General features: G+C 68.4%; 21 protein-coding genes and 1 riboswitch. Of the genes, 11 read left to right on the forward strand and 10 right to left on the reverse strand.

Features of this window, described 5'->3' with window-relative positions; translation table 11 throughout:
* Window positions 1–3: 3 nt before the first annotated feature.
* A complete protein-coding gene (locus AC0KS4_RS24035; RefSeq protein ID WP_225327266.1) occupies window positions 4–405 on the reverse strand; it encodes a DUF302 domain-containing protein in 402 nt (133 codons plus the stop codon).
* A 55-nt stretch (window positions 406–460) separates the two neighbouring features.
* On the opposite strand from AC0KS4_RS24035, the gene AC0KS4_RS24040 reads away from it, so the two are divergent.
* From AC0KS4_RS24040 to ag85C, 5 genes are all read left to right on the forward strand, one after another.
* Window positions 461–958 (forward strand): metallophosphoesterase family protein, encoded by a 498-nt coding sequence (locus AC0KS4_RS24040; protein WP_225327267.1) that lies wholly within the window; start codon window positions 461–463, stop codon window positions 956–958.
* A gap of 57 nt (window positions 959–1,015) precedes the next feature.
* Window positions 1,016–1,477, forward strand: a complete 462-nt coding sequence (locus AC0KS4_RS24045) for a MarR family winged helix-turn-helix transcriptional regulator (protein WP_238957164.1) — start codon at window positions 1,016–1,018, stop codon at window positions 1,475–1,477.
* The gene (locus AC0KS4_RS24050) at window positions 1,474–2,307 is read left to right on the forward strand and encodes an ATP-binding cassette domain-containing protein (RefSeq protein WP_238957165.1); all 834 of its coding nucleotides are present in this window, start codon (window positions 1,474–1,476) and stop codon (window positions 2,305–2,307) included. The genes AC0KS4_RS24045 and AC0KS4_RS24050 overlap by 4 nt, the downstream gene beginning before the upstream one ends.
* The gene (locus tag AC0KS4_RS24055; protein ID WP_225327270.1) at window positions 2,297–3,115 is read left to right on the forward strand and encodes an ABC transporter permease; all 819 of its coding nucleotides are present in this window, start codon (window positions 2,297–2,299) and stop codon (window positions 3,113–3,115) included. Before AC0KS4_RS24050 ends, AC0KS4_RS24055 begins: the two co-directional genes overlap by 11 nt.
* A gap of 235 nt (window positions 3,116–3,350) precedes the next feature.
* Window positions 3,351–4,391, forward strand: a complete 1,041-nt coding sequence (ag85C, locus tag AC0KS4_RS24060) for an esterase family protein (protein ID WP_238957166.1) — start codon at window positions 3,351–3,353, stop codon at window positions 4,389–4,391.
* A 41-nt stretch (window positions 4,392–4,432) separates the two neighbouring features.
* Here ag85C and AC0KS4_RS24065 read toward each other — a convergent pair whose 3' ends face one another.
* The 4 genes from AC0KS4_RS24065 to AC0KS4_RS24080 all read right to left on the reverse strand — a co-directional run bounded on the left by AC0KS4_RS24065 (window position 4,433) and on the right by AC0KS4_RS24080 (window position 9,640).
* Complete coding sequence (locus AC0KS4_RS24065; protein WP_225327272.1) at window positions 4,433–5,137, reverse strand: YoaK family protein; 705 nt, start codon at window positions 5,135–5,137, stop codon at window positions 4,433–4,435.
* 148 nt (window positions 5,138–5,285) lie between these two features.
* Window positions 5,286–6,626, reverse strand: coding sequence for a maltokinase N-terminal cap-like domain-containing protein (locus tag AC0KS4_RS24070; RefSeq protein ID WP_225327273.1), 1,341 nt, complete (start codon window positions 6,624–6,626; stop codon window positions 5,286–5,288).
* Window positions 6,627–6,675: 49 nt separating this feature from the next.
* Window positions 6,676–8,457: a maltose alpha-D-glucosyltransferase gene (gene treS / locus AC0KS4_RS24075; RefSeq protein WP_225327274.1), complete on the reverse strand. Its 1,782-nt coding sequence runs from the start codon at window positions 8,455–8,457 to the stop codon at window positions 6,676–6,678.
* A 121-nt stretch (window positions 8,458–8,578) separates the two neighbouring features.
* On the reverse strand, window positions 8,579–9,640 hold the full coding sequence (locus tag AC0KS4_RS24080; RefSeq protein WP_238957167.1) for a S1C family serine protease: 1,062 nt from the start codon (window positions 9,638–9,640) through the stop codon (window positions 8,579–8,581).
* Between the two features lie 164 nt (window positions 9,641–9,804).
* On the opposite strand from AC0KS4_RS24080, the gene AC0KS4_RS24085 reads away from it, so the two are divergent.
* Both AC0KS4_RS24085 and AC0KS4_RS24090 read left to right on the forward strand, forming a co-directional pair.
* A complete protein-coding gene (locus AC0KS4_RS24085; protein ID WP_238957168.1) occupies window positions 9,805–10,230 on the forward strand; it encodes a TIGR03668 family PPOX class F420-dependent oxidoreductase in 426 nt (141 codons plus the stop codon).
* Window positions 10,231–10,350: 120 nt separating this feature from the next.
* Window positions 10,351–12,522 (forward strand): elongation factor G-like protein EF-G2, encoded by a 2,172-nt coding sequence (locus AC0KS4_RS24090; RefSeq protein ID WP_238957169.1) that lies wholly within the window; start codon window positions 10,351–10,353, stop codon window positions 12,520–12,522.
* Window positions 12,523–12,527: 5 nt separating this feature from the next.
* Here AC0KS4_RS24090 and AC0KS4_RS24095 read toward each other — a convergent pair whose 3' ends face one another.
* Window positions 12,528–14,114, reverse strand: coding sequence for a FadD7 family fatty acid--CoA ligase (locus tag AC0KS4_RS24095; protein WP_238957170.1), 1,587 nt, complete (start codon window positions 14,112–14,114; stop codon window positions 12,528–12,530).
* Between the two features lie 254 nt (window positions 14,115–14,368).
* On the opposite strand from AC0KS4_RS24095, the gene oxc reads away from it, so the two are divergent.
* The gene (gene oxc, locus AC0KS4_RS24100) at window positions 14,369–16,117 is read left to right on the forward strand and encodes an oxalyl-CoA decarboxylase (RefSeq protein WP_238957171.1); all 1,749 of its coding nucleotides are present in this window, start codon (window positions 14,369–14,371) and stop codon (window positions 16,115–16,117) included.
* Here the strand turns inward: oxc and AC0KS4_RS24105 are convergent.
* Window positions 16,101–17,033, reverse strand: coding sequence for a LysR family transcriptional regulator (locus AC0KS4_RS24105; RefSeq protein WP_238957172.1), 933 nt, complete (start codon window positions 17,031–17,033; stop codon window positions 16,101–16,103). The genes oxc and AC0KS4_RS24105 overlap by 17 nt on opposite strands.
* A 417-nt stretch (window positions 17,034–17,450) precedes the next feature.
* On the opposite strand from AC0KS4_RS24105, the gene AC0KS4_RS24110 reads away from it, so the two are divergent.
* Window positions 17,451–18,206, forward strand: coding sequence for a L,D-transpeptidase (locus tag AC0KS4_RS24110; RefSeq protein ID WP_225327281.1), 756 nt, complete (start codon window positions 17,451–17,453; stop codon window positions 18,204–18,206).
* Window positions 18,207–18,315: 109 nt separating this feature from the next.
* A complete protein-coding gene (gene car / locus AC0KS4_RS24115; RefSeq protein WP_238957173.1) occupies window positions 18,316–21,900 on the forward strand; it encodes a carboxylic acid reductase in 3,585 nt (1,194 codons plus the stop codon).
* Window positions 21,901–21,913: 13 nt separating this feature from the next.
* Here the strand turns inward: car and AC0KS4_RS24120 are convergent, their stop codons facing one another.
* A complete protein-coding gene (locus tag AC0KS4_RS24120; RefSeq protein ID WP_425326342.1) occupies window positions 21,914–22,555 on the reverse strand; it encodes a hypothetical protein in 642 nt (213 codons plus the stop codon).
* Window positions 22,556–22,683: 128 nt separating this feature from the next.
* On the opposite strand from AC0KS4_RS24120, the gene AC0KS4_RS24125 reads away from it, so the two are divergent.
* Window positions 22,684–23,628, forward strand: a complete 945-nt coding sequence (locus AC0KS4_RS24125) for an NADP-dependent oxidoreductase (protein WP_238957174.1) — start codon at window positions 22,684–22,686, stop codon at window positions 23,626–23,628.
* Here the strand turns inward: AC0KS4_RS24125 and AC0KS4_RS24130 are convergent.
* Window positions 23,620–25,422: an NRAMP family divalent metal transporter gene (locus AC0KS4_RS24130; RefSeq protein ID WP_225327284.1), complete on the reverse strand. Its 1,803-nt coding sequence runs from the start codon at window positions 25,420–25,422 to the stop codon at window positions 23,620–23,622. The two genes, AC0KS4_RS24125 and AC0KS4_RS24130, sit on opposite strands and share 9 nt — an antisense overlap.
* A gap of 71 nt (window positions 25,423–25,493) precedes the next feature.
* On the reverse strand, window positions 25,494–25,709 hold the full coding sequence (locus tag AC0KS4_RS24135; protein WP_225327318.1) for a hypothetical protein: 216 nt from the start codon (window positions 25,707–25,709) through the stop codon (window positions 25,494–25,496).
* 249 nt (window positions 25,710–25,958) lie between these two features.
* A riboswitch (M-box (ykoK) riboswitch) is annotated at window positions 25,959–26,142 on the reverse strand.
* Window positions 26,143–26,169: the final 27 nt, after the last annotated feature.

Below are 26,169 nucleotides of genomic sequence, written 5' to 3' on the forward strand. Positions count from 1 at the left end.
CCGCTACCCGAGTGCGCCGATCGCCGCTTGCAGCCTGGCCGTGGCCTGATCCGCGACCTCCTGCAACGCCCCCGCCTCGCCGGTCACGTTGACCATCAGCTGGGGATCCATGGCCTCGATCAACACCGCATCGCCGTCACCGGCGGGGTCGGAGCGCACCACCACGTTGCACGGCAATAACTGTCCGATCTGGCGGTCGATGCCCAGCGCGCGATGCGCCAGCGCGGGGTTGCAGGCGCCCAGGATGAGATAGTTCTCCATCTCCTCGCCGAGCTTCTGCTTCAGCGTGGCCTTCACGTCGATCGTCGTCAGCACTCCGAAACCCTGGTCGGCTAGTGCCTTTGTGGTCCGCTCCACCGCGTCCTCGAACGAGGTGTGCAGCGTCGTGCTCAATCGCGATGTCATGTGATTCCTCCTCTTTCAGCCGTGGACTACCCAGAATTTCGCTCACAATGGGTCCGTGAGGCTGCTGCTGATCGCCGACACCCATATCCCCAAGCGCGCCCGCGACCTGCCCGCACCGGTGTGGGACGAGGTGGCCGGGGCCGACGTCGTCATCCACGCCGGCGACTGGATAGCGCCGGAATTTCTCGACCGCCTCGACAGCAGGGCGGCCAGGCTGGTGGGGTGCTGGGGTAACAACGACGGCCCGGAACTGCGGGCCCGGCTCCCCGAGCGCGCGGACGTGACCCTGGGGGGTGTGCGGTTCACGGTCACCCACGAGACCGGCGCCGCGGCCGGGCGCGAGGCCCGCATGTCACGGCTGTACCCGGGCACCGAGGTGTTGGTGTTCGGGCACAGCCACATCCCCTGGGACAGCACCACCGGGACCGGATTGCGCCTGCTCAATCCGGGATCGCCCACGGATCGGCGGCGCCAGCCGTTCTGCACGTACATGATCGCCGAGGTCGACGGCGGCGCCGTGACCGAGGTCGCCCTGCATCGCCTGCCCAGGTAGCGGGTACATACCGTCCGCGGAGCTTCCCCACATAAATAGCTCGGCTACAGAGGTATCATGGCGGAAGTGAAGTCACGCACCGATGTCGCCGCCGACCTGTTCGGCGTGGTCGGCCGGTTCCGGCGGCAACTGCGCCGGTCGGCCGGGCGCGCGTTCGATTCGCCGCGGCTCTCCGAATCGCAGTCCGAGCTGCTGTGGCTGGTCGGGCGGCGTCCGGGGATCTCGGTCGGCGCCGCCGCCGCCGAGCTCGGGCTGGTCCCCAATACCGCCTCGACCCTGGTCACCAAGCTGGTGTCCGACGGGCTGCTTTGCCGCACCGCCGGGGACAGCGACCGACGGGTGTGCCAGCTTCAGCTCGCCGAGCCTGCCCAGCAGCTCCTGGACGCGTCCCGCGCCGCGCGCCGAGACCTGCTATCCGAGCTGCTCGACGAACTCGACGGCGACGAAATCGAGTCCTTGGCAAAGGGATTGGAGGTCCTCGACATGATGACCCGAATGCTTCAGGAGCGGCGACCATGAGCGCGGCACTGCCGATGGCCATCGACGCCCGGCACCTGACCTACCGCTACGGCCAGTTCACCGCCGTCGATGACGTGACATTGCACGTCCGGCCCGGCGAAACCATGGGCCTGCTGGGGCCCAATGGCGCCGGGAAGACGACCATGGTCCGGATGCTGACCACGTTGGCGCCGGTGCAGCAGGGTGAGCTGCACATCTTCGGCATGGACGCGCGCCGCCATACCACCGACATCAGAAGCAATATCGGCTATGTGCCGCAACAGCTTTCGATCGAGCCCGCCTTGACCGGCCGGCAGAACGTGGAGTGGTTCGCGCGGTTGTACGGCGTGCCGCGCGCCGAGCGCTCCGATCGCGTCGAGCAGGCGCTGGTCGCCATGGACCTGGTGGACGTGGCCGAGCGGATGGCGTCGGCCTACTCCGGCGGCATGGTCCGCCGTCTCGAGGTGGCGCAGGCGCTGGTCAACCGCCCGTCGCTGCTGGTGCTGGACGAACCGACCGTGGGACTGGATCCCATCGCGCGCGACGGCGTGTGGTCGCAGGTGCGAAAGATGCAGGCGCAGTTCGGCATGACGGTCCTGCTGACCACCCACTACATGGAAGAAGCCGACGCGCTGTGCGACCGGGTGGCGCTGATGCACCACGGCGCGCTCCGCGCCGTCGGCGCGCCCGATGAACTGAAAGCCCGGATATCCAAGGGGTCGTCGGGCGCCACGCTCGAGGATGTGTTCCGCCATTACGCGGCAACGGGTTTGGACGACGAGGCGGAATCGCCGGAGGAATCCATCCGTGACATCCGTTCCAGCAGAAAGGTGGCGCGCCGTGTCGGTTGAGCGTGCGACGGCCGGAACACTGCTGCGTGCGCCGCGCGGATGGCAGCGGGTCGGCGCGCTGTCCAGCCGCATCGGGGCCTTCGCGATCGTCGAGTTGCAGAAGCTGCAACACGACCGGACCGAACTCGTCACCCGGATGGTGCAGCCGGCGCTGTGGCTGCTGATTTTCGGTACCACCTTCAGCCACTTGCACGTGATCGCCACCGGTTCGGTGTCGTATCTGGCGTTCCTGGCGCCCGGCATCATCGCCCAGTCGGCGCTGTTCATCTCCATTTTCTATGGGATACAGATCATTTGGGACCGCGACGCCGGCGTGCTCGCCAAACTCATGGTGACGCCCGCCCCGGCTTCGGCGCTGATCACCGGCAAGGCGTTCGCGGCCGGCGTGCGTTCGGTGGCCCAGGTCGTCGGCGTGCTGGCGCTGGCGTACCTGATGCGTGTCGGCCTGACGATCAATCCTCTGCGGATCGTGGCGGCGATGGGCGTCGTCATGCTCGGCGCCGCGTTCTTCGCCTGCCTGTCGATGACGCTGGCCGGCCTGGTGCGCAACCGCGATCGCCTGATGGGGATCGGGCAGGCGATCACGATGCCCTTGTTCTTCGCCTCCAACGCGCTGTACCCCGTTGACGTGATGCCGGCGTGGCTGCGCGCGCTGAGCAAGGTCAACCCGGTCAGTTACGAGGTCGACGTGCTGCGGGCACTACTGATCGGAACTCCCTTCAATCCGGTCGGCATCGTCGTGCTGGTGATCGCAGCGGTGCTCGGAATCGCCGCGGCGTCAACGCTTTTGCGTCGCCTGGTCGCCTAGGGCGCCGGCGCGCGTGATAGCGGATGCGCTGTTACCCCGCAAGATGCCGGCATGGTTCCGAGAGTCGATCGTGACCCGAATGTGATGATTTCTGGCCGACTCCCAATCGTTAGCCAACCGCGATCTGTCGCTGCGGCCGCGACAACCGATTCCGGCCCACTTCCTGTGTTTCACTCCCCGAGAACAGATTCCACCGCATGGTGCGGCAGATGAAAGTTGGGATGGGTAGAGAGCTATGTCGTTCATCGAAAAGGTGCGAAAGTTGCGTGGCGCGGGGGCGAACATGCCGCGCCGGCTGGCGATCGCGGCCATGGGGGCCTCCCTGCTGTCCGGTCTCGTCGCCGCCACCGGAGGCGTCCCCGCCGCGAGCGCCTTCTCCAAGCCGGGGCTCCCGGTCGAATACCTCGAGGTTCCGTCGCCGTCGATGGGCCGCAACATCAAAGTCCAGTTCCAGCCGGGCGGCGCGCACGCCGTGTACCTGCTGGACGGCCTGCGCGCGCAGGACGACTACAACGGTTGGGACATCAACACGCCCGCCTTCGACGAGTTCTATCAGTCCGGCCTGTCGGTGATCATGCCGGTCGGCGGCCAGTCCAGCTTCTACAGCAACTGGTACCAGCCGTCGTCGGGCAACGGGCAGAACTACACCTACAAGTGGGAGACGTTCCTGACCCAGGAAATGCCGCTGTGGATGCAGGCCAACAAGCAGATCTCCCCCGCGGGCAACGCCGCGGTGGGGCTGTCGATGTCGGGTGGCTCGGCGCTGATCCTGGCCGCCTACTACCCGCAACAGTTCCCCTACGCCGCCGCGTTGTCGGGCTTCCTGAACCCGTCCGAGGGTTGGTGGCCCACCCTGATCGGTCTGGCGATGAACGACGCGGGCGGTTACAACGCCAACAGCATGTGGGGTCCGTCCACCGACCCGGCGTGGAAGCGCAACGACCCGATGGTCCAGATTCCGCGGCTGGTCGCCAACAACACCCGCATCTGGATCTACTGCGGTAACGGCGCTCCCAGCGACCTGGGCGGCGACAACATGCCGGCCAAGTTCTTAGAAGGGCTCACGCTGCGCACCAACGAGCAGTTCCAGAACAACTATGCGGCCGCGGGCGGGCGCAACGGCGTGTTCAACTTCCCGGCCAACGGCACACACTCCTGGCCCTACTGGAACCAGCAGCTGATGGCCATGAAGCCCGACATGCAGCAGGTCCTGCTGGCCAGCAACACCACCGCGCCACCGGCGCAACCGGCACAGCCGGCACAACCCGCCACCTAGAACCCGACGAACCAGCATCGGCAGTAGCGCACCGGTCAGCGCTACTGCCGATGCTCTTTCTCACCCGCTTCGAGCAGGGCGCGCCGATCGGAGTGGAAGTACGTGTAGCCGGTGGTCAGGGCGCACACGACCGTGGCCACCACCAGCATCCACGTGCCGTTGACGAACAGGCTGATGAAGCCGCCGACGGTTGCGCCCACCACGAAGCTGGCGAACAGCAGAAAATAGCCCAGCCATTCCGCCGCCGTCCCACCGGCGATGTGGCGTTCGATGCCCTGGCCCATCTTGACCAGCGTCCCGGTCACGTAGCTGAGCGAGACCGACACCTCGCCGTCCTTGACGAACGATGTGTTCAGGGCCCCAATGCCGAAGGCCACCAACATGATCGGCGCGAAATCGAGCAGATTCTCTTCCCAGCCCTCGTCGATCACGTCCACCATGGTGGCCGCCGCCAGGCTGAACGTCGTCAGCACCGTCGGCCCGTGCGGGTGCGCCACCCAGAAATGCCGCCGGCACACCGAGGCGATCACGACGCCGGAGACAAAGCACACGATCAACACGCCCGCCGTCACCGACAGCAACACGTCGCCGCGGAAATACCCGAGCATGGCCCGCTGGGCGTTGCCCGTCATGAACGTCACGAAGTAGCCGGCGGAATGGGTGAAGGCCGTCGCTCCCAGGATCCCCGCCAGCACCGCCAGCACCCATGACAACCGTGACTCGCTGTTGTTGATCTCGTTCGGCACACCGACATGGTTCCAGACGGCAGCACTGCGCGCAGCGCGGAGCAGATGGCGGCGACCCGCTGCGCCCGGCTACGCCGCGCTTGCGATCGCCGCTACGCAGATGGCGGCGACCCGCTGCGCCCGGCTACGCCGCGCTTGCGATCGCCGCTCAGACGCCGGTCAGGCGCGCGATGGAGCGCAACGGGATCGGCAGCCAGCCGGGCCGGTGTCGCGCCTCGTAGCCGGCCTCGTACACGGCCTTGTCCAGCTCGTAGGCCGCCAGCAGCTGCGCCGAATCGCGGGGGTCGATCCCGGAAGCCGCCGCGTAGCCGTCGCAGAACGCGGTGCGGTTGCGATCGACCCATTCGCGGGCCCGGGCCGCCAACTGCTTGTCGTCGGCCTGGTCCACCAACGGCCCGTAGGCGGCGTACTCGAATGACCGCAGGACGCCGGCCACGTCGCGCAGCGGCGAATCGGGCGCGCGGCGCTCCTCAAGCGGCTGCCCCGGTTCGCCCTCGAAGTCGATGAGCAACCAGCTCTCCGGGGTGCGCAGCACCTGGCCCAGGTGCAGGTCGCCGTGGATGCGCTGCACGGTGATCGTCTCGGCTTCCAGCTTGCCGAATCGCTCGTCGATGGTCGCCGCCCACTTCCCGAGCTCGGGAACCAGGGCGACGGTCGACGACAGCCGCGCCAGCACGTTCTCCACCGGGAAGACCCCCTGCGCGGTGCCGAGGGTCTCCGCCAGGGTGGCGTGCACCGATGCCACGGCTTCGCCGAGGCGGAAGGACTCGCCGGCGAAGTCGCCGCCGACCTCGTACGCGTACAGATCGGCCTCGGCGAACAGGTCGCGCACGCTGGCGCTGGCCATCGCCCAGCCTTCCGCGGCGTTGGCGGCGAACTCGGTCACCATGCCCAGCGGCCACGTCTCGTCGCCGGGGCCCGTCATCTCGTAGGTGCCCAGCAGCCGGGCGACGTGCGGGTTGCCCGCGCGGCCCAGCACGCGGTTGAGCTCGATGTCGGGGTTGATGCCGCTGCTGACGCGGCGGAACACCTTGAAGATCGCGTCCCGGTCGAAGATGACGCTCGTGTTGGACTGCTCGGCGTCGGACACGTGCGCCATCGCCTCCAGCGGCAGCTCGACGTCGGGCTCCTTGGCGAATCTCACCTCGACGCCCGAGGCGCCGCGCACGGCCGACGAGTCGAGGAGGGACAGCAGGAACTGCGGCGCCTCGGCGTCGTACATCGCGTCGAAACCGGTCCGGTCGTCGGCGGCGCCGATGGTGGCGACGTTGCTGTACTCGGAGACCGGGCCGGCATCCCACTGCACGATCACCTGGTAGCGGTCGCGAGAACCGTCGGCGTAGGAGGCGTCGACGAGAACAAGGTCAAGGTCGTCGCGCAGCGGTACGACAACGCTCGGCTCGGCGCCGGACAGTTCGCGGTTGCGCCCGGCGTACCAACGTTGCTGTGGAAGCCACTCGGACCAGGGCAATTTCTCCGGGGAAGTCATGGGCGCCGCTCCTCTTTCTTGCCTGGATTGACGCCGGCGCGAGTGATCGTCATGCATCCTCCTCGCATCCGGTCAGCCGGAACCAATAGAACCCGTGTCCCGGCAGCGTCAGCAGATAGGGCAGGTGACCGATGCGCGGAAACTCCACGTGCCCGGTCAGCTCGACCGGCGTGCAACCGCTCCAATGCTGCAGATTCAGTTCGATCGGCTGCGGGAACCGCGACAGGTTGTTGACGCACAGCACGGTGTCGCCGGCTTCGTCTCCAGCGGCCACCTGCCGCAGGAACGCCAGCACCGACGGGTTCGAGCCGCCCAGTTCTTCGAAACTCCCGATGGCGAAGGCCTCGTGGCGGCGCCGCACGGCCAGCATCGTGCGGGTGAAGTTGAGCAGCGATGTGGAGGTGTCCCGCTGGGCCTCCACGTTGACCGCCTGATAGCCGTAGACGGAGTCCTGGCTGGGCGGCAGGTACAACCGGCCGGGGTTGGCCTTGGAGAAGCCGGCGTTGCGGTCCGGTGTCCACTGCATCGGGGTGCGCACCCCGTCGCGGTCTCCCAACCAGATCACGTCGCCCATGCCGATCTCGTCACCGTAGTACAGGACCGGCGAGCCGGGCAGCGACAGCAGCAGCGCGGTGAACAGCTCGATCTGGTTGCGGTCGTTGTCCAGCAGCGGCGCCAGGCGGCGGCGGATGCCGACGTTCGCCTTCATCCGCGGATCCTTGGCGTACTCGGAGTACATGTAGTCGCGCTCTTCGTCGGTGACCATTTCCAGCGTCAACTCGTCGTGGTTGCGTAGGAAGATCCCCCACTGGGCCATGTCGGGGATCTCGGGCGTCTGGGCCAGGATCTCCGAAATCGGGAACCGCGACTCCCGGCGGACCGCCATGAAGATGCGCGGCATCAGCGGGAAGTGAAACGCCATGTGGCATTCGTCGCCGCCGGTGCTGGGCTCGCCGAAGTACTCGACGACGTCGGCCGGCCACTGGTTGGCCTCGGCCAGCAGCACCCGCCCCGGGAATTCGTCGTCGATGACCTTGCGGACGCGCTTGAGGAAGGCGTGCGTCTCCGGCAGGTTCTCGCAGTTGGTGCCCTCCCGTTCGAACAGGTAGGGCACCGCGTCGAGCCGGAACCCGTCGATGCCGAGGCCGAGCCAGAACCGGAGCACGTCGATCATGGCTTCCTGCACCGCCGGGTTTTCGTAGTTCAGGTCCGGCTGGTGCGAGAAGAACCGGTGCCAGTAGAACTGCTTTCGCACCGGGTCGAAGGTCCAGTTGGACTCCTCGGTGTCGATGAAGATGATCCGGGCGTCGGTGTAGCGCTCGCTGGTGTCGCTCCACACGTAGTAGTCGCCGTAGGGGCCGTCGGGGTCGTGGCGCGACTCCTGAAACCAGGGATGCGAATCCGATGTGTGGTTCATCACAAGGTCGGTGATCACGCGGATGCCCCGCTCGTGCGCGGCGTTGAGCAGCGCGACGAAATCCTCGACCGTCCCGAACTCGGGCAGCACCTTGTAGAAGTCCCGGATGTCATAGCCGCCGTCGCGCAGGGGCGAGTCGTAGAACGGGGGCAGCCAGATGCAGTCGATGCCCAGCCACTGCAGGTAGTCCAGTTGCCCCAGCAGTCCGCGCAGGTCACCGGCGCCGTCGGCGTTGGCGTCGAAGAACGCGCGGACCAGCACCTCGTAGAACACGGCGTGCTTGAACCAGGTCGGGTCGGTGGGTAGCGCGGCGGCGTTGTTGAAGTCATCGGAGTCGGGGTGCTCGACCACGCCGTCCTGGACGTGACTGCCCCCTTCGGGATGGTGCTCGACAGCTTCTCTTGCGTCGTTCATCAAATCCACGATGCCACGGGTACCCGAGGCGCGACATTCGGAATCACGCCCACACGTCGGTGACGAATCACGCCCGGTGGCAAACGAATTGGCCACCGGGCGGATCTTGTCGCCGGGTATGTCAGGCCGGCGGCCCCTCCGCCAGCGTGATGTTCGCGGTGCGGTCGGCGCCGTCGGTGGAGCGGTAATGCACCGCGATCGTGTCCCCGGGGTGGTGCGGGACGAGCACCTCGGTCATGGACGTCGCCCCGGTGATCGCGACGTTGTCCACGCCGGTGATGACGTCGCCGGCGGCGATCCCGGCGGCCCCGGCGGGACCGGCGTTGACCACGCGCTGCACCCGGGCGCCGTTGCCGTTGTTGTCCATCACGCCCAGCCCCAGGAATGCGGTGGGGCCGATGTGCACGGTGTTGGAGCCGGCGCCGGACCTGATCTGGTTGGCGACGCCCATCGCGCGGCCGATGGGAATGGCGAAGCCCTGCCCGCCGGACATCTTGTAGCTGTCGGTGGCGGCGGTGTCGACGCCGATCACCTGCCCGGCGTTGTTCACCATGGGCCCACCGGAGTCGCCCGGCCTGATCGGCGCGTCGGCCTGGATCAGGCCGCCCAGGTTCTCCTGCGCACCGGTCAGCGTGTCGGTCGCCGAGACGCTCTGGTTGAGCGCGACGACCTTGCCGGTGACCGCGCTGGGCGTTCCGCCCTGGCCGCCGGCATTCCCCAGCGCGACGATCGGCTGGCCCACCGTGGCCTCGCCACCGATCGCGGCGGTCGGAAGCCCGGCGGCCCCGCGAAGCTGCAGCACCGCGATGTCTTGCGTCCGGTCGTAGCCGACCACGTCGACCGCATACGTCTGCCCGTTGCCGACGTCGAAGGCGCTGATGTCGGTGGCCCCCGAGATCACGTGGTTGTTGGTCAGCACGACGCCGTTCGGGTCGATCACGATGCCGGTGCCGGCGCCGACCGCGTTGTTGTAGCCGAACTTGGTGTCGATGTTGACCACTTGAGGCCCCACCTGACCGACCATCGCCGACGGGTCCAGCGGCAGGGCGGGCGGCGACGCCGTCGCCGGCGCGGCGGCTATCCCGAGGCCGATACCGGCGTCCAGACCGAGGCCGAGTCCGACCACGGCCAGCACTCTGACGACGCTTGACCCCCAGACCGAGCGGCGGTGCGATTTGCCCATCGGTGTCACCCTCCTGCTTCGCCGTAACCAACAAACTGTCCCAGCCTCAGGCTCCGGGCGGCACAATTTTGTGTACATAACCGTAATGCAGGTAGCTATGCGCGGCATGTGCCAGGTTCTCGCGGCCGCTGCCCTCACGCGCTGTGCGCACCTAAGCTGACGCGGTGGGCGAATTCGACCCCCGGGCCAGGTTCACCGAGTCCCCGGTGGCGCGGTTGGGCACCGTGACGCCGGGCGGAGGACCGCACCTGGTGCCGGTGGTCTTCGCGGTCGACGCCGACCCGGCCGGCGACCAGGACGTGGTGTACACCGCGGTCGACGCGAAACCGAAAACGACGCGGCGGCTGCGCCGGCTGGCCAACATCGACGCCAACCCCCGGGTGAGCCTGCTGGTGGACCACTACTGCGACGATTGGACGCGGTTGTGGTGGGTTCGGGTCGACGGGGTCGCCACCATTCACAACGACGGCCAGGTCCTGGAGTTCGGGCGCCGGCTGCTACGCGCGAAATACCCTCAGTACCAATCGATTTCGCTGGACGGTCCGGTCATCGCCGTCGCCGTGCAGCGGTGGTCCAGCTGGCACCACTGATCGGCAGCGCACGCGATCTGGCCCGACGGTCTTGTGGTCGACGGAAGTTGGGTGAATGGTAGCTAGATAGGTGCTAGCTAGGTCAGCGACGGCGCGCCCCGGGCAACCTGGAGGAAAGTCATGGCGGACAAGACAAATACTTCCCAAGGCGCGGGGAGCGCTCCTACCGCCACCGGTCCGGGCGAGATTCGCAACGTGGTTCTGGTGGGACCGTCGGGGGGCGGCAAAACCACCCTCGTCGAAGCGCTGTTGGTCGCCGCCGGCGTGTTGACCCGCAGCGGCTCGGTGGCCGACGGCAGCACGGTCTGCGACTACGACGAGGCCGAGATTCGGCAGCAACGGTCGGTCGGCGTCGCCGTGGCGTCCCTGTCGCACGGCGGCGTGAAGGTCAACCTGGTCGACACACCCGGCTACTTGGACTTCGTCGGGGAACTGCGGGCCGGGTTGCGGGCCGCCGATTGCGCGCTGTTCGTGATCGCGGCCAACGAGGGCGTCGACGAGCCCACCAAGTCGCTGTGGCAGGAATGCAACCAGGTCGGCATGCCCCGCGCCGTGGTCATCACCAAGCTCGACCACACCCGCGCGAACTATCAGGAGGCGCTCGCCGCGGCGCAGAATGCTTTCGGCGACAAGGTTTTACCGCTTTACCTGCCAACCGGGCTGCCCTCCTGCCACGGCCTGATCGGTCTGCTGTCGCAGGCGCGCTACGAGTACGCCGACGGCAAGCGAGCCGTGCAGGCACCGGACCCGGCGGACGCCGAGCGGATCGAGGAAGCGCGCGGCGCCCTGATCGAAGGAATCATCGAGGAGTCCGAGGACGAGTCGCTGATGGAGCGGTATCTGGGCGGTGAGTCCATCGACGAATCCGTCCTCATCGCCGACCTGGAGCGGGCCGTCGCCCGGGGGTCGTTCTTCCCGGTGATCCCGGTCTGCAGCACCACCGGCGTGGGCACGTACGAGTTGCTGGAGGTCGCCACCCGCGGATTCCCCTCGCCGATGGAACACCCGCTGCCGGAAGTCTTTACGCAAGTCGGAGCGCCGCGCACCGGCCTGACGTGCGACACGGACGCTCCGTTGCTCGCGGAGGTGGTGAAGACGACGTCGGACCCCTACGTGGGCAGGGTCAGCCTGGTCCGGGTGTTCTCCGGGACCATCAGGCCCGACACGACGATTCATGTGTCGGGCCATTTTTCGTCGTTCTTCGGCACCAGTCCCGAAGGGAGTCAAGGCAATAGCCACGCGCACCCCGATCACGACGAGGACGAGCGCGTCGGCGTGCTGTCCTTCCCGCTGGGCAAGCAGCAGCGCCCGGCCACGGCCGTGGTGGCCGGTGACATCTGCGCGATCGGCAAGCTGAGCCGCGCCGAGACGGGCGACACCCTTTCGGACAAGTCGGAGCCGCTGGTGCTGAAGCCCTGGACCATGCCCGAGCCCCTGCTGCCGGTCGCGATCGCGGCCCACGCCAAGACCGACGAGGACAAGCTGTCGGTGGGGCTGGGCCGGTTGGCCGCCGAGGACCCGACACTGCGGATCGAGCAGAACCAGGAGACCCACCAGGTGGTGCTGTGGTGCATGGGCGAGTCCCACGCCGGTGTGGTCCTCGACGCGCTGGCCAATCGGTACGGCGTCACCGTGGACACCGTGGAACTGCGCATCCCGCTGCGAGAGACCTTCGGCGGCAAGGCGAAAGGCCATGGCCGCCACGTCAAGCAGTCCGGCGGGCACGGCCAGTACGCGGTGTGCGACATCGAGGTGGAGCCGCTGCCGGAGGGCTCGGGATTCGAGTTCGTGGACAAGGTGGTCGGCGGGGCGGTGCCGCGGCAGTTCATTCCGAGCGTGGAGAAAGGTGTGCGCGCCCAGATGGAGAAGGGGGTGCATGCGGGCTACCCGGTGGTCGACATCCGCGTCACCCTGCTCGACGGCAAGGCGCACAGCGTCGACTCGTCCGACTTCGCGTTCCAGATGGCCGGCTCGCTGGCGCTGCGGGAGGCCGCGGCCGCGACGAAGGTGGCGCTGCTCGAGCCCATCGACGAGATCTCGGTGCTGGTGCCCGACGATTTCGTCGGCGCGGTGATGGGCGATCTGTCCAGTCGGCGCGGCCGGGTCCTCGGCTCCGACACCGCGGGCAACGAACGCACCGTGGTCAAGGCCGAGGTGCCCCAGGTGGAACTGACCCGCTACGCCATCGACCTGCGGTCACTGGCGCACGGCGCCGCCTCGTTCACCCGGTCGTTCGCCCGCTACGAGCCCATGCCGGAATCCGCCGCGGCCCGGGTGAACGCCGGCGTCTGAGCGGTTCAGGCCCCGCGACCGAACTGTGCGGTAACGGCCCGACGGTCCAGCGAGCCCTTGGCGGTGTGCGGCAACTCCGCCGCCTGCTGGAAGTCGGCCGGAACCTCGAAGGGCGCCAACCGGTCACGGCAGAACGACGCCAACTCGTCGGCCGTCGGCGCGGCCGATCCGCGGGGGACGATCACCGCGGCCACGGTCTCGCCGTACAGCGTGTCCGGCCTGCCGAACACGGCCACCTCGAGGACGTCGGGGTGGCTGGCCAGCACCGCCTCGACCCGCTCCGGGGAGATCTTCTCCCCGCCCCGGTTGATGAGTTCCTTGATGCGGCCGCGGATCACGAGGTCGCCGGCCGGCGACAGGGTGCCCAGATCGCCGGTGTGTAACCACCCGCGCGTGAAGTTGGCGTCGGTGATCGACGGGTCGCCCAGATAGCCCCGCACCACCGTGGGGCCGTGCAGCCAGACCTCGCCGACCGTCTCGGCGGGCAGCGACTGACCGTCGGGCCCGACGATACGGATTTGCGGCCCGGTCGAGCGGCCGACGAGACCCGGTGTGGCGCCAGGGTTTTCGCTGTGCCCGGCGCCTTCGACGGCCGTGGTGGCCACTTGGTGGGTCGCCTCGGTCATCCCGAATGCGCACACCACCGGGGCCGAGAACGTGTCCTGCAAGGCCTGCGCCGTCTCGGCGGTCAGCGGCGCGCTGCAGCTGCGGATGAACCGCAGGGCGCCGGCGCCGGCGGGTCCCTCGGTTCGGTCGCGTTCCAGCAGGATCTGATGGATCGTCGGGACCGCCGTGTACCAGGTGGCCCTGACGGCCTCGATGTCGTCCCAGAACGTGTGCGCCGAGAAGCGTCCACCCGCGGGCAGCAACACCGATCCCCCGGACGCCAGGGTGGCCAGCAGCGCGGCGAGCAGACCGTGCCCGTGGTAGAGGGGCATCACCGCGACCGTCGAATCCCGTTCCCCCAGGGCGTATCCGGCGACGATGGCCGTGACCGAGCCGGCGATGTTGTCGCGCGTCCAGGGAACCATCTTGGGCATGCCGGTGGTGCCGCCGGTGAACATGATCATGGCGTCGTCGTCGCGCAGGCCCTGCGGCGTCGAAACGTCGCGCTCGGGTGCGGCGCGGACGTCCAGGCTGATGGCCGGCGCGGCGTCGTCGGGTCTGACGCGCACCGCGATGGGCCAGGCCGGCGGTCCTGCCTCGCCGGGGTCCCCGAGTCGGTCGATGAGCACCGCCCGCGCGCCCACCGCCTCGCTGCGGGCGCGCTGCTCGCTGTCCGGCAGGGCCGGATCGAGCGGAACCACAACGAGATCCGCCCGCGACGCCGCCAGCAGCCCGAGGACGAATTCGGCGTTGCTGCCGGCGCGCAGCGCGACCCGGTCACCCGCCGCCAGGCCCGCGGCCTTCAGCTGTGCGGCCAGATCGTCGACCAGCCGGGTCAGGTCGCGGTAGCTGACCGGTCTGCGCTCGGCGGTGACGACCAGCGCGCACGCCTGCGGCGCCCGCCGCGCCGCCGCGGCGACCAGGTCGGCGATGCGCGGGCCCGCAGCCCCCGTGACCTCACCGCCGGTTGTCGAATCGGACCCCATCGCCGCGCTCCTTCCCCACTTCTGCCGTCCTCTTCCCGTCGAGGCCACCCTGCCCGGCGGCCTTCTCACCCGTCCAATACCGATTCGCTCACGACCGATAACCGTGGGCTATCGAACAGCAATAGCGGCCGGCTGAGCTGCGGCGATAGACGACGTCAATCGTCGGATAGCGTCTTCGACTTGGACACGTGCCGGGCGCCGGGGCCACAGTGATGGCTAGGCCAGTCCGCCCGCCCGCACCCGAGGAGTCGCACATGTCCACCGTTTCGGCGTCGGGAAGCGACGCGCCGGGATCGACCCGCGTGGTCGACGGCTTTCATCTCGTGGTGGAGGCGCTGAAGGCCAACGACATCGAGAACCTCTACGGCCTCGTCGGCATCCCGATCACCGACCTGGCCCGGACCGCGCAGGCGTCGGGCATGCGCTACATCGGCTTTCGGCAGGAGGCCTCGGCCGGCAACGCCGCCGCGGCCGCCGGATTCCTGACCCGCCGCCCCGGGGTGTGCCTCACGACGTCCGGGCCCGGCTTCCTCAACGCTTTGCCCGCGCTGGCGAACGCCACGACGAACTGCTTCCCGATGATCCAGATCTCCGGCTCGAGCAATCGCGCGCTGGTGGATCTGCAGCGCGGCGACTACCAGGATCTCGACCAGCTCAGCGCCGCAAGGCCGTTCGCGAAGGCGGCTTACCGGATCAACCGGATCGAGGACATCGGTCGCGGCGTCGCGCGCGCCATTCGCACCGCGGTCTCCGGGCGTCCCGGCGGTGTCTACCTGGATATCCCCGGCGACGTCCTGGGCCAGGCGCTTCAGGCCTCGTCCGCCGCCGGGACGATTTGGCGGGTCGTCGACCCCGCGCCCCGTCAGCTGCCGGCGCCCGACGCGGTGGATCGCGCACTGGGGCTGCTGGCCCAGGCGCGACGGCCGCTGATCGTGCTCGGTAAGGGCGCGGCATACGCCCAGGCGGACAACGAGATTCGGCGGTTCGTCGAGGCCACCGGGATTCCGTTCCTGCCGATGTCCATGGCCAAGGGTCTGTTGCCGGATTCCCACCCGCAGTCCGCGGCGACCGCGCGGTCGCTGGCGATCGCCCGCGCCGACGCCGTCCTGCTGATCGGCGCCCGGTTGAATTGGCTTCTGGGCCACGGGGAGTCGCCGCAATGGTCCGCAGACACCAAATTCGCGCAGGTCGACATCGAGCCGACCGAATTCGACAGCAACCAGCCGATCTCCGCGCCGCTGGTCGGCGACATCGGTTCGGTGATGTCGGCGCTGTGTGACGCCGTGGCCGCCCAACCGATCGCCGCGCCGGCGGAATGGACCGGTGAGCTGGCCGACCGCAAGGCACGCAACGACGCCAAGATGCGCGAGCGCCTGGCCGACGACCCACACCCGATGCGGTTTTACAACGCCCTCGGCGCGATTCGCGCTGTGCTGCAGGACAACCGCGACGTGTACGTCGTCAACGAGGGCGCCAATGCGCTCGATTTGGCCCGCAACGTCGTCGACATGGAATCGCCGCGGCACCGGCTCGACACGGGAACCTGGGGCGTGATGGGGATCGGCATGGGCTATGCCATCGCCGCCGCCGTCGAGACCGGCGGGCCGGTCGTCGCGATCGAGGGTGACAGCGCATTCGGCTTCAGCGGCATGGAGATCGAGACCATCTGCCGCTACCGGCTGCCGGTGACCGTCGTCATCCTCAACAACGGCGGCGTCTATCGCGGAGACGAGGCCGCGCCCGCCGCCGCCGCGCACCCCTTGGACCCGGCCCCCACCGTGCTGAACGCCCGGGCGCGCCACGAACTGATCGCGGAGGCCTTCGGCGGCAAGGGTTATCACGTCGCCACGCCCGGTGAGCTGCGCGCGGCGCTGTCCGAGGCGATCGGCTCCGGGGCGCCGTCGGTCATCGACTGCGAGCTCGACCCGGCGGCCGGTGTGGAAAGCGGACATCTGGCCAACCGGAACCCGGCGCGCGCGGCCGCGGTCAGCGGCGGCGGGTGACGCCCAGGAGCTGGGCGTCGAAGAACTCGTTGAGCGCCAGCCCCGCGGCCGATGCCGCCAGCGCACGCGCGATCGGCGAGCCGGGTCCGCTCGAACTGGTCGCCAACACGACGTCGGCTTTGAGCACCGGATCCACCATTTCCACCGCCCGGATCTCCGGGCCCAGCGGCGAGGTCCACAGCCACGTGTGCGGCACGATGGATGCCCAATTTCCGGCGGAGGCTTGAGCGAATAGTGAAGCGACCGAGTCGGTTTCCACCTGTGGGCTGACGGTGATGCCGTGATCGGCGAACGCCTTGTCGATGATCTGGCGGTCGCGCATGTCGGGGGTGAGCAACGCCAACGGCAGCTGCGCGGCCTGGGCCCAGGTCATCGTCGTCGCAGCGGCTCCCAACATCTCCGCGGGTGCGAGCAGCACGTAGCGCTCCTGGTACAGCGGAACCAGGTTCACGTCGTGAGCCTCGTCGGGCGCCGCGTGCACGATGGCGGCGTCGAGTTCGAATTCGCGCAGGCGTCGGTAGAGTTCGGTCGCCGCCAGCCGGGACAGGATCTGCACCTTCACCAGCGGATGCGCCGAGCAGAACGCCGAGAGCACCAGCGACGCGGTCGTCGACGCGGTCGGCACGGTGCCCAGCCGAAGCGCCCCGGTGATGCCCGAGCGCACGGCGTCGACCTCCGCCTTGAAGGCGTCGTGCTCGGCGAGAATCCGCCTGGCCCACACCACCAACCGCTCCCCCTCCGGGGTGAGGCCCTCGAAGCTGTGGCCGCGGTTGATCAGCGTGACGTTCAGCTCCCGCTCCAGCTTGGCGATCGCGGCGGAGAGCGCGGGCTGGGAGACGAAGCATTTCTCGGCCGCCCGGGCGAAGTGGCGCTCGGAGGCGACCGCAACGAAGTACTCCAGCTGACGGAAGAGCACCCGCACTCCTCGGGGTTCGCTCGGGCTTGGGACGCCGATCTCGCTGAGGCTAACGCGCCGTTGACCTGCGCGCCAAGCCTGCGCCCGCCGCAACGATCCCGGCACTTTCGGAAGCGCCGGCACCTGCGCGATCGCGTCTGCGGATGATCCCATCGCCTGCACACAGCGCTCGTGCGGATCCTGGCGCCCGCCTTCGACGAGAACCTCAGTGTCAGTGGCACTTTCGCGCGCGTGCTGCCCGCCGGCAATGGATGAACGGCGTCGCCGGCTCCGCCGCCGACCGAATCGAACTCAATCGGTGTTCGCCTCGTTACCGCGGCGGCCGCCCGAGCTGTCATTGTTTGCTGAAACCGGTGATTCGTGGGTAACCCGTAGAATGTCCGTGTGTTGATCGCACCATCTCGAAGGGTGGACGCTATGCGTCGAGGTGTTCGTTATCTATTTGTTATGGTCGCGATCACGGTCATGGGCCTGGTGGGATCGGCGGCCCGTGGCAGCGCCGCCGTGCCGACGCCGCACCCCACGCCCGAGGTCGCCTCGATTTTGCCCGCTGACGGCGCCGTGGTCGGTGTGGCGCACCCCGTCGTGGTCACGTTCACCGCACCGGTGGCCGATCGCGCCGCCGTCGAGCGGTCGATCCACGTGACGTCGCCGAGCGGCACACCGGGGCACTTCGAGTGGGTCCGGAACACGGTCGTGCAGTGGGTTCCCAACCAGTATTGGCCCCCGCACACGCACGTCTCGGTGGGCGTGCAGGCCCTGACGACCGGCTTCGACACCGGTGACGCGCTCCTCGGTGTCGCCAGCATCTCCAAGCACACCTTCACCGTCAGCAGGGACGGAGAGGTGCTGCGCACCATGCCCGCGTCGATGGGCAAGCCCAGCAGGCCCACCCCGATCGGCAGCTTCACGGCGCTGGAAAAGCAGCGCAGCGTGGTGATGGACTCGCGCACCATCGGCATTCCGCTCAGCTCCCCCGAGGGGTACAAGATCACCGCCCAGTACGCCGTACGGGTCACCTGGAGCGGCGTCTACGTGCACTCGGCCCCGTGGTCGGTCGATTCGCAGGGCTATGCCAACGTCAGCCACGGGTGCATCAACCTCAGCCCCGACAACGCCTCGTGGTACTTCAACCAGGTCAACGTCGGCGACCCCATCCAGGTCGTGGCCTGAGCGTCACCCGCCGGTCCCCACGTGTGACGGTCGTCACACGCGTTGAACGGAAGACCCGCCCGCCGCGGTGAGTTCTCGGTAGACGAGGGATCTGAACGAGAGGCGGGCCATGACCGGTGAGGCGCAGCGCACGAAAGTTAGCTCTAGAGGCCCGATCAGCCCGGCGCGGGAGCGGGTAGCCGAACGGATCCGCGAGTTGGCCGCCAACGACGCACAATTCCGCGACGCCGAACCCGATCTTTCGCTGCAGCGGGCGGCGCGCCAACCGGGCCTCCGGCTGCCCCAGATCCTGGAGCTGTTCGTCGAGGGCTACGCCGATCGGCCCGCACTGGGCTGGCGGGCACGGACATCGAGCACCGATCCGGCGACCGGGCGGACCACCGCGGAGTTGCTCCCCCGGTTCGACACCATGACCTACCGCGAGCTGTGGGCCAACGTTCGCGCGATCGCCGGCGCATGGCGGCACGACGCCGCGAACCCCGTGTCGCCCGGGGACTTCGTCGCGACAGTCGGTTTCGCCAGCGCGGAATACCTGACCCTCGATCTGGTCTGCGCCTACCTCGGATTGGTTGCCGTTCCGCTGCAACACAACACCACCGCCTCACGGTTGCGCCCGATCGTCGATGAGGTCGAGCCATCGATACTGGCCGCCGGCGTCGGTTATCTCGACCTTGCCGTCGAAGCGGCGTCGGGAAGCTCATCGTTGCGGCGCCTTGTGGTCTTCGACTACCAGCCCGAGGTCGACGAGCAACGCGAAGCGCTGCAACGGGCCCGGGAGAAGCTGGCGGCCGCGGGCATGGCGGTGACCATCGAGACCTTCGACGAGATCGTCGAACGCGGCCGCGCCCTACCGCCCGAGCCCATGTACACCGGTGACACCGATCAGCGGCTGGCCATGATCATGTACACCTCGGGTAGCACCGGATTACCCAAGGGCGCCATGTACACCGAGCAGATGCTGTGCAAGGTGTGGACCAACGAGCTGATGCCCGATTTCGCGGACACGCCCGTGTTCAACGTCAACTTCATGCCGCTGAATCACCTCGGCGGCCGGATACCGCTGTCGACGGCGTTCCAGGCCGGCGGCACCAGTTACTTCGTCCCGGAAAGCGACCTGTCCACGTTGTTCGACGACTGGAACCTGGTGCGCCCCACCGAGATGGGTCTGGTGCCCCGGGTGGCGGAAATGCTCTACCAGCGCTACCAGAGCGCCGTCGATCGACTCGTGGCGGCGGGCGCCGATACCGGCTCCGCCGAGGCCCGCGCGCGGGCCGAGCTGCGTGAGCAGGTCCTCGGCGGCCGCATCGTGACCGCCTTTTGCGGGACGGCGCCGCTCGCCGCGGAGATGCGCGCCTTCATCGAAACAAGTTTGGACGTCCACGTTCTCGACGGCTACGGGCTGACCGAGGTAGGAATGGTGACCAAGGACGGGCGCATGACCCGTCCCCCGGTGCTCGACTACAAGCTCGTCGACGTTCCCGAACTGGGCTACTTTCACACCGACAAGCCTTATCCCCGTGGCGAATTGCTGGTGAAGTCGCTGACCGCCACGCCGGGATATTTCAAACGGCCGGACGTCACCGCCAATGCGTTCGATCCCGACGGCTACTACCGCACCGGCGATGTGATGGCCGAGCTGGAACCCGACCGGCTGGCCTACGTCGACCGCCGCAACAACGTGTTGAAGTTGGCGCAGGGCGAATTCGTCGCCGTCGCCCGCCTGGAGGCCGTGTTCGCCAGCGCGCCGCTGGTCCGCCAGATCTTCGTCTACGGCAACAGCGAACGCCCCTATCTGCTGGCCGTCGTCGTGCCGACCGTCGACGCCGCGGAGCGATTCGCCGGGGATCCCGACGGCCTCAAGGCCGCGCTCGCCGAATCCCTGCGCCAGTCGGCGCAACTCGCCGAGCTGCAGTCCTACGAGGTGCCGGTCGACTTTGTTGTCGAGACCGAGCCCTTCAGCGAGGACAACGGCCTGCTGTCGGGCGTCGGCAAGCTGCTACGGCCGAAACTCAAAGAGCACTACGCCGATCGGCTCGAACAGCTCTACGCCGACCTGGCCGAAAACCGCGTCACCGAGTTGCGTGCGCTGCGCGAGGGGGCGGACGAGCACCCCGTGATCTTCACCCTCACTCGGGCCGCCGAGGCGCTGCTGGGTGTGGCCGGCGGCCCGCCCGAGCCCGACGCACTCTTCATCGAACTCGGTGGCGATTCCCTGTCGGCGTTGACCTTTTCCAACCTCTTGCGTGACATCTTCGCCGTCGACGTGCCCGTGGGAATGATCACCGGGCCCGCGACCAACCTGGGTCTGATCGCGGAATATGTTGAGAGCGAACGTAAATCGGCGTCGCGGCGGCCCACGTTCGCGACGGTGCACGGCCGGGGCGCCGTCGAGGTCCGCGCGGCGGAGCTCACGTTGGACAAGTTCATCGACGCGAACACCCTGGCCGAGGCACCGGCGCTGCCGCGCGCGGCCGGGACACCGCATACGGTCCTGCTGACCGGCGCCAACGGCTACCTCGGCCGCTTCTTGGCCCTGGAATGGCTCGAGCGGCTCGCCGAGACCGGCGGGACGCTCATCTCCATCATCCGCGCCACGGACGCCGCGGCGGCAGTCAAGCGGCTGGAGGCGGTTTTCGACAGCGGGGACCCGCAGTTGCTGGAGCGGTTCCGCTCGCTGGCCGCCGAACACCTGGAGGTCATCGTCGGTGATATCGGTGAGCCGAATCTCGGCCTGGACCAAGCGACTTGGCAGCGCCTCGCGCAGAGCGTGGATCTGATCGTCCACCCGGCCGCGCTCGTCAACCACGTGCTGCCGTATGACCAACTCTTCGGCCCGAACGTCGCCGGCACCGCCGAGTTGATCCGGCTGGCGATCACGACGCGAATCAAGCCGGTCACGTACCTGTCGACGGTCGCGGTGGCCATGACGGTCGATCCCGGCGCGTTCGCCGAGGACGGCGACATCCGCGCCGACAGCGCGGTACGCCCGATCGACGACACCTACGCGAACGGCTACGCGAACAGCAAGTGGGCCGGCGAGGTGTTGCTGCGGGAGGCGCACGACCTGTGCGGATTGCCGGTCACCGTCTTCCGGTCCGACATGATCCTGGCGCACAGCCGGTATGCCGGGCAGCTGAACGTGCCAGATGCGTTCACCCGCTTGGTATTCAGCCTGCTGACCACCGGCATCGCGCCGTCGTCGTTCTATCGGCCCGACGAGCAGGGAAACCGGGCGGTGGCCCACTACGACGGGCTGCCCGCCGACTTCGTGGCCGAAGCGGTCACCACGCTCGGCGAACAGATGGCGGCCGAGGATGCCGATGTTGCCGGTGCGTACCGCTCCTATGACGTGATGAATCCGCACGACGACGGCGTTTCCCTGGACGTGTTCGTCGACTGGTTGATCGCCGCCGGGCACGATATCCGGCGCATCGAGGACTACGACGAATGGCTGGGCCGGTTCACCACGGCGCTTCGCGCGTTACCGGACAAGCAGCGCCAGCATTCGGTGTTGCCGTTGCTGGACGCCTACCGGGAGCCCGAGACGCCACTGCGTGGTGCGCCCGCCCCCACCGACGTCTTCCGCCATGCGGTGCGGACGGCCAAAATCGGTGCGGACGAGGACATTCCGCATCTGTCGGCGGAGTTGATCGACAAGTATGTCGCGGACCTGCGCTTGCTGGGTTTGGTGTAGCCCCCATGCTGTCCTAGCCGGGCAATCCCCTCTTGATCGCTTCGTCTTGCTTGCGCGCGATGTCGAGGGCCGCGGCCGGGTCGAACGGGTCGTTGGGTGCGCTGTCGAATTCCAGGGTGACGAGCGCCTTGCCTTCGGTGAACAGCAGGACCGTCATGGCTTGGGAGTTGTCGGGTGAGGCCCCCGAAATCGCTGAGCCGTTGGCGCCCACGGCGAGGGGCCGCCAGTCGCCGACCACCTTGCCGGCGTAATCGCTTTTGCTGCCGGCCAGTTCGGCCGCGGCGGCCGAGGGATCGGCGGTCACCACAATGGTGTCCCACAGGCGGCGGCCGCTGTCGGCGTTGGCGAACAGCTGCGCGACCCCCGGCGCGTTGTTGGGGTTGAGCATCGGCGACTGGGGCGCGGTGAGCCCCAAGCCCACGTCGCTCGGCTTGATCAGCAGAAAGCCGTAATCGGTGGGTTGGCCCGGCGGCGGCCCGGTGACCGCGCTCGAGCCGGTCGGGGACGCGGACGGGCTCGACTCCGTCACTGAGGGCGACGAGGATTCGTCCGCACCGCCGCAGCCCGCGCTCGCGGCGCCGACCGCGACGATCGCGGTCATGGCGGTCACGTGCCGCAAGGCCCCGCCCGCCACGCCGATTCGAGCAACCCCCACGCATGTCCCTTCCACACGTCATCCGTGTTCGAGTTGTTACGAACATATGCCCAACGGGCCGGCGATGGGTAGCTCTTTGCGTGCCTATGCTGGCGTGGGTAGGGGTGTCTTCGCGTGAGGAGATCGGCATGACCGCTGCAACGGCGCGCGCCGTACGGTTCGACCGCTACGGGGGCCGTGAGGTGTTGTACGTGGCGGACATCGACATGCCCACGCCCGAGCCGGGTGAGGTCGTCGTCGAGGTTCGCGCGGCCGGGATCAACCCCGGCGAGGCCGGCATCCGGGTCGGGGCGATGCACGAGAGGTTCCCGGCCACCTTTCCCTCCGGGGAGGGCAGCGATCTCGCCGGCGTCGTGACGGCGGTGGCGCCCGGGGTCACCGAGTTTGCGGTCGGCGACGAGGTCTTGGGTTTCAGCCTGCGCCGCTCCAGCCACGCGACCCACGTCGCCGTTCCGGTGGGCCAGTTGATCCGCAAACCTCCTCAACTCGGTTGGGAGGCAGCGGGTTCGCTCTACGTGGCGGGCGTGACGGCGTACGCGGCGGTGCGTGCGGTTGCGCCCCAACCGGGTGAGACGGTCGCCGTGTCGGCCGCCGCCGGCGGGGTGGGCAGCCTGGTGGTGCAGCTTCTGGTGCTCCGCGAGGCGCGCGTCCTCGGCATCGCGGGCCCCGGCAACGCCGACTGGCTGCGCGCGCACGGCGTCGTCCCGATCGCCTACGGTGACGGGCTCGCCGAGCGGCTGCGCGACGCGGCGCCGGACGGAATCGACGCGTTCATCGATCTGTTCGGCCCGGACTACGTCCAGCTCGCCATGGACCTCGGCGTGGCGCCGCAGCGGATCGACACCATCATCGCCTTCCAGAAGGCCGACGAGGTGGGCGCCAAGACCGAGGGCAGCATGGACGCCTCGACACCCGAAGTGCTCGCCGAAATGGCCGGCCTGATCGTCTCCGGCGCCATCGAGTTCGACGTCGCCGCAACCTATCCGCTGGACCGGGTCGCCGACGCGTTCGCCGAACTCGAGCAACGGCACACCCACGGGAAAATCGTTCTGCTGCCTACCGGCTCACAATGACGAGACCGGCTCGATGACCCCGGCCTGCACGATTTTGATGATGACGAACGCGACGGCCACCACGAGATAGCCGCGCAGCGTGAGCAACCCCGCCCGGCGCGACGGCGACATCGCCGGCCTGTCGAGCAGGGCCAGGTTCGGGGTTTGCCAGCCGGCCCGGTCCTGGCGGCGCACGGCCCGCCGTTCGGCGCGGGTGAGCGATGCGGCGTCGTCGAGTTCGTCGACCTGCTCGGGGTCGAGACCACCTCCGAGGGTGCGCACGATGGCTTCCGCCTCGGCCAGGCTGCGATGCCGCCGGCCGACGATGATCATCACCGCACCGCCGACGATGCCGATCACGGCGCCGACACCGAGCCCGATCTCGATGGTGGCCGTGGACAGGTCCGGGAAGAACGTCGTCGCCGTCAACGCCAGCGACAACAGCACCAGGCACCACACGATGCTCCACGCAATGATGTTCTGCCGCACCGTGTTCACCCACGGCCCCAGCACCGCGCGGTCATTGCACAGCAAGACCAGAAAGACGGTCGCCGAGGGGAGCAGCACGCCGGCGAGCGCCTGCACGCCCTGGGTCACCAGCCCCAGGATGTGGTCGGGGCTGAACGAGACGGCCGCCGACACCGCGAGCAGCGCCGCGTAGCCACCGTAGAACACCGGCGCCTCGCTGATCTTCCAATGCAACGAGTGCCGCTTGCCCATGGCGTCACCGACGGCATAGGTGGTCGCCAGGCCGACGGCGTTGGCGCCGATCAGCGACGCGTCGAGCAGGATGATCGCAAACAGCGCCCCCACCGTGCCGCCCAGATGCCGGGACAACCCGGCGGCGACCGCGCCCGCGTCGGTGAAGTGGCCGGCATCGGCGGTGCCCGCCAATCCGAACGCCGTCACCGCCATCAACGCCGTCGCCCCGACCATGACCACGACGATCCCGATCACCAAATCGGCTCGCCCGTAAGGGATCCAGCGCGCGGTGATGCGCTTGTCGACCACGTTGGACTGCTGGAAGAACAGCTGCCACGGCGCGACCGTCGTTCCCACGATCGCGACCACCAGCAGCAGCACGGTCGAGTTCAGCCCACCGGGGAATTGCGGAATCAGGCCGGCCGCAGTCGCTTTCGGGGCCGGGTGCGCCAGCAGCACCATCGGGATGATCAGCACGTTGACCGCGATCAGCAGGAACATCAACCGCTCCCAGCGGCGAAACGACCCCCCGGCCACGACGGCGAACAGCAGCACCGCGGCGGCCGGGACGGCGACGAACTTCGGGCAGCCCAGGAAACCGAGAGCCAGTGACACACCGATGAATTCGGTGACGATCGTCAGGGCGTTCAAGACCAACAGGTCACCGACGCTGAAGGCGCCCCAGAACTTTCCGAACCGTTCGAAGATCAAGCGCGCGTGACCCACCCGGGCGACGGCGCCCAGCCGCAGCACCATTTCCTGGTTCACGTACAGCACCGGAATCATCAGTGCCAGCGTCCACAGCAGGCCCATCCCGTAGTCCTGGCCGGCCTGGGCGTAGGTCGCGACGCCACCGGCGTCGTTGTCGCCGACCATCACGATCAGGCCGGGACCGCTGATGACCGCCAGTGTCTTCAGCCGCCGCCAGCGGCCGTTCGTGGTGCCCCCGGTGCCGTCGCGCCCGATGCGGCCGAACGCGCCGACGATGTCGCCGACGTGCGCGGTGTCCAGCACCGTCGGCCCCTGCTCCTCGGCGTGCGGGGTCTCCACCGCGGCGGCCGAGCGGCCGAAAATAAGGCTGCGGCGGCCGCCGCGGGTGTGGATCGAAGTCATCTGATCCTCGCTGTACGAATCGTTCTCACCTCGCGGTGAGGAATGCGGATGCGCCCGATGCGGGGAACGGATCACCAGTGGTTGTCGGGGCGGCCCGACACGTGTCCGCCCAGCGAGGCGGTGACCACGGCGATCGGCATCCGCGAAACGTACAGGTTGGCCCGCTCCTGGGGGGTCAGGTTGGCCCGCAGGTGCAACTTGTCGGCCAGCAACCGGCCCGCGCGCAGCATCGACCGGCCGCGTCCCCTGGGGGCGGCGGAAAAACGGTGCGTAACAACAAAAGCCATGATCTTCTCCTGCCAGAGGTCCGATCGGCGTCGACACCGTCCGTGGAACGTGTCAGCCGCGCAGGACCGGAAGGAAGGTCAGGCGGCGGAAGGAATGCCGGAGCCGGATCGGGACAAAACGAATTTTGGATGCGGACTATCGCCGGGACTCATCTCGCCCTCACCTCCTCACGGCCGGGACACACGCGGGTGTCATCACATTCACCTGAACGAGAGAGGCACGAATGACCGACGGCACCAACGCCGCCGGTCGCACCCCTCTCGTCGGAGCTTCGGCACTGCACGGCGTATCCGGACGGAGCCGATGGTCGTCCAGAAGCCACTTGGGCTCAACCCTTGGGTCCGGGAAGAGCTGTCCTGACCCGGGGCGTCTCTCGACGTTCGGGGTCAGTGGCCTGTATCCATGCAGACGCCTCACCTACCGAGGTGCTTGCGGAGTCCATAGTGGCACCGCGGCCCG

This window comes from Mycobacterium sp. NTMscope_MAC_12 (assembly GCF_976985675.1).

Bases quoted from the DNA above. Each gene is read 5' to 3' on its own strand.
- AC0KS4_RS24035 (WP_225327266.1), bottom strand. From the start codon at position 405: ATGACATCGCGATTGAGCACGACGCTGCACACCTCGTTCGAGGACGCG.
- AC0KS4_RS24045 (WP_238957164.1), top strand. From the start codon at position 1,016: ATGGCGGAAGTGAAGTCACGCACCGATGTCGCCGCCGACCTGTTCGGC.
- AC0KS4_RS24050 (WP_238957165.1), top strand. From the start codon at position 1,474: ATGAGCGCGGCACTGCCGATGGCCATCGACGCCCGGCACCTGACCTAC.
- ag85C (WP_238957166.1), top strand. From the start codon at position 3,351: ATGTCGTTCATCGAAAAGGTGCGAAAGTTGCGTGGCGCGGGGGCGAAC.
- AC0KS4_RS24070 (WP_225327273.1), bottom strand. From the start codon at position 6,626: ATGACTTCCCCGGAGAAATTGCCCTGGTCCGAGTGGCTTCCACAGCAA.
- treS (WP_225327274.1), bottom strand. From the start codon at position 8,457: ATGAACGACGCAAGAGAAGCTGTCGAGCACCATCCCGAAGGGGGCAGT.
- AC0KS4_RS24080 (WP_238957167.1), bottom strand. From the start codon at position 9,640: ATGGGCAAATCGCACCGCCGCTCGGTCTGGGGGTCAAGCGTCGTCAGA.
- AC0KS4_RS24090 (WP_238957169.1), top strand. From the start codon at position 10,351: ATGGCGGACAAGACAAATACTTCCCAAGGCGCGGGGAGCGCTCCTACC.
- AC0KS4_RS24095 (WP_238957170.1), bottom strand. From the start codon at position 14,114: ATGGGGTCCGATTCGACAACCGGCGGTGAGGTCACGGGGGCTGCGGGC.
- oxc (WP_238957171.1), top strand. From the start codon at position 14,369: ATGTCCACCGTTTCGGCGTCGGGAAGCGACGCGCCGGGATCGACCCGC.
- AC0KS4_RS24110 (WP_225327281.1), top strand. From the start codon at position 17,451: ATGCGTCGAGGTGTTCGTTATCTATTTGTTATGGTCGCGATCACGGTC.
- car (WP_238957173.1), top strand. From the start codon at position 18,316: ATGACCGGTGAGGCGCAGCGCACGAAAGTTAGCTCTAGAGGCCCGATC.
- AC0KS4_RS24125 (WP_238957174.1), top strand. From the start codon at position 22,684: ATGACCGCTGCAACGGCGCGCGCCGTACGGTTCGACCGCTACGGGGGC.
- AC0KS4_RS24130 (WP_225327284.1), bottom strand. From the start codon at position 25,422: ATGACTTCGATCCACACCCGCGGCGGCCGCCGCAGCCTTATTTTCGGC.
- AC0KS4_RS24135 (WP_225327318.1), bottom strand. From the start codon at position 25,709: ATGGCTTTTGTTGTTACGCACCGTTTTTCCGCCGCCCCCAGGGGACGC.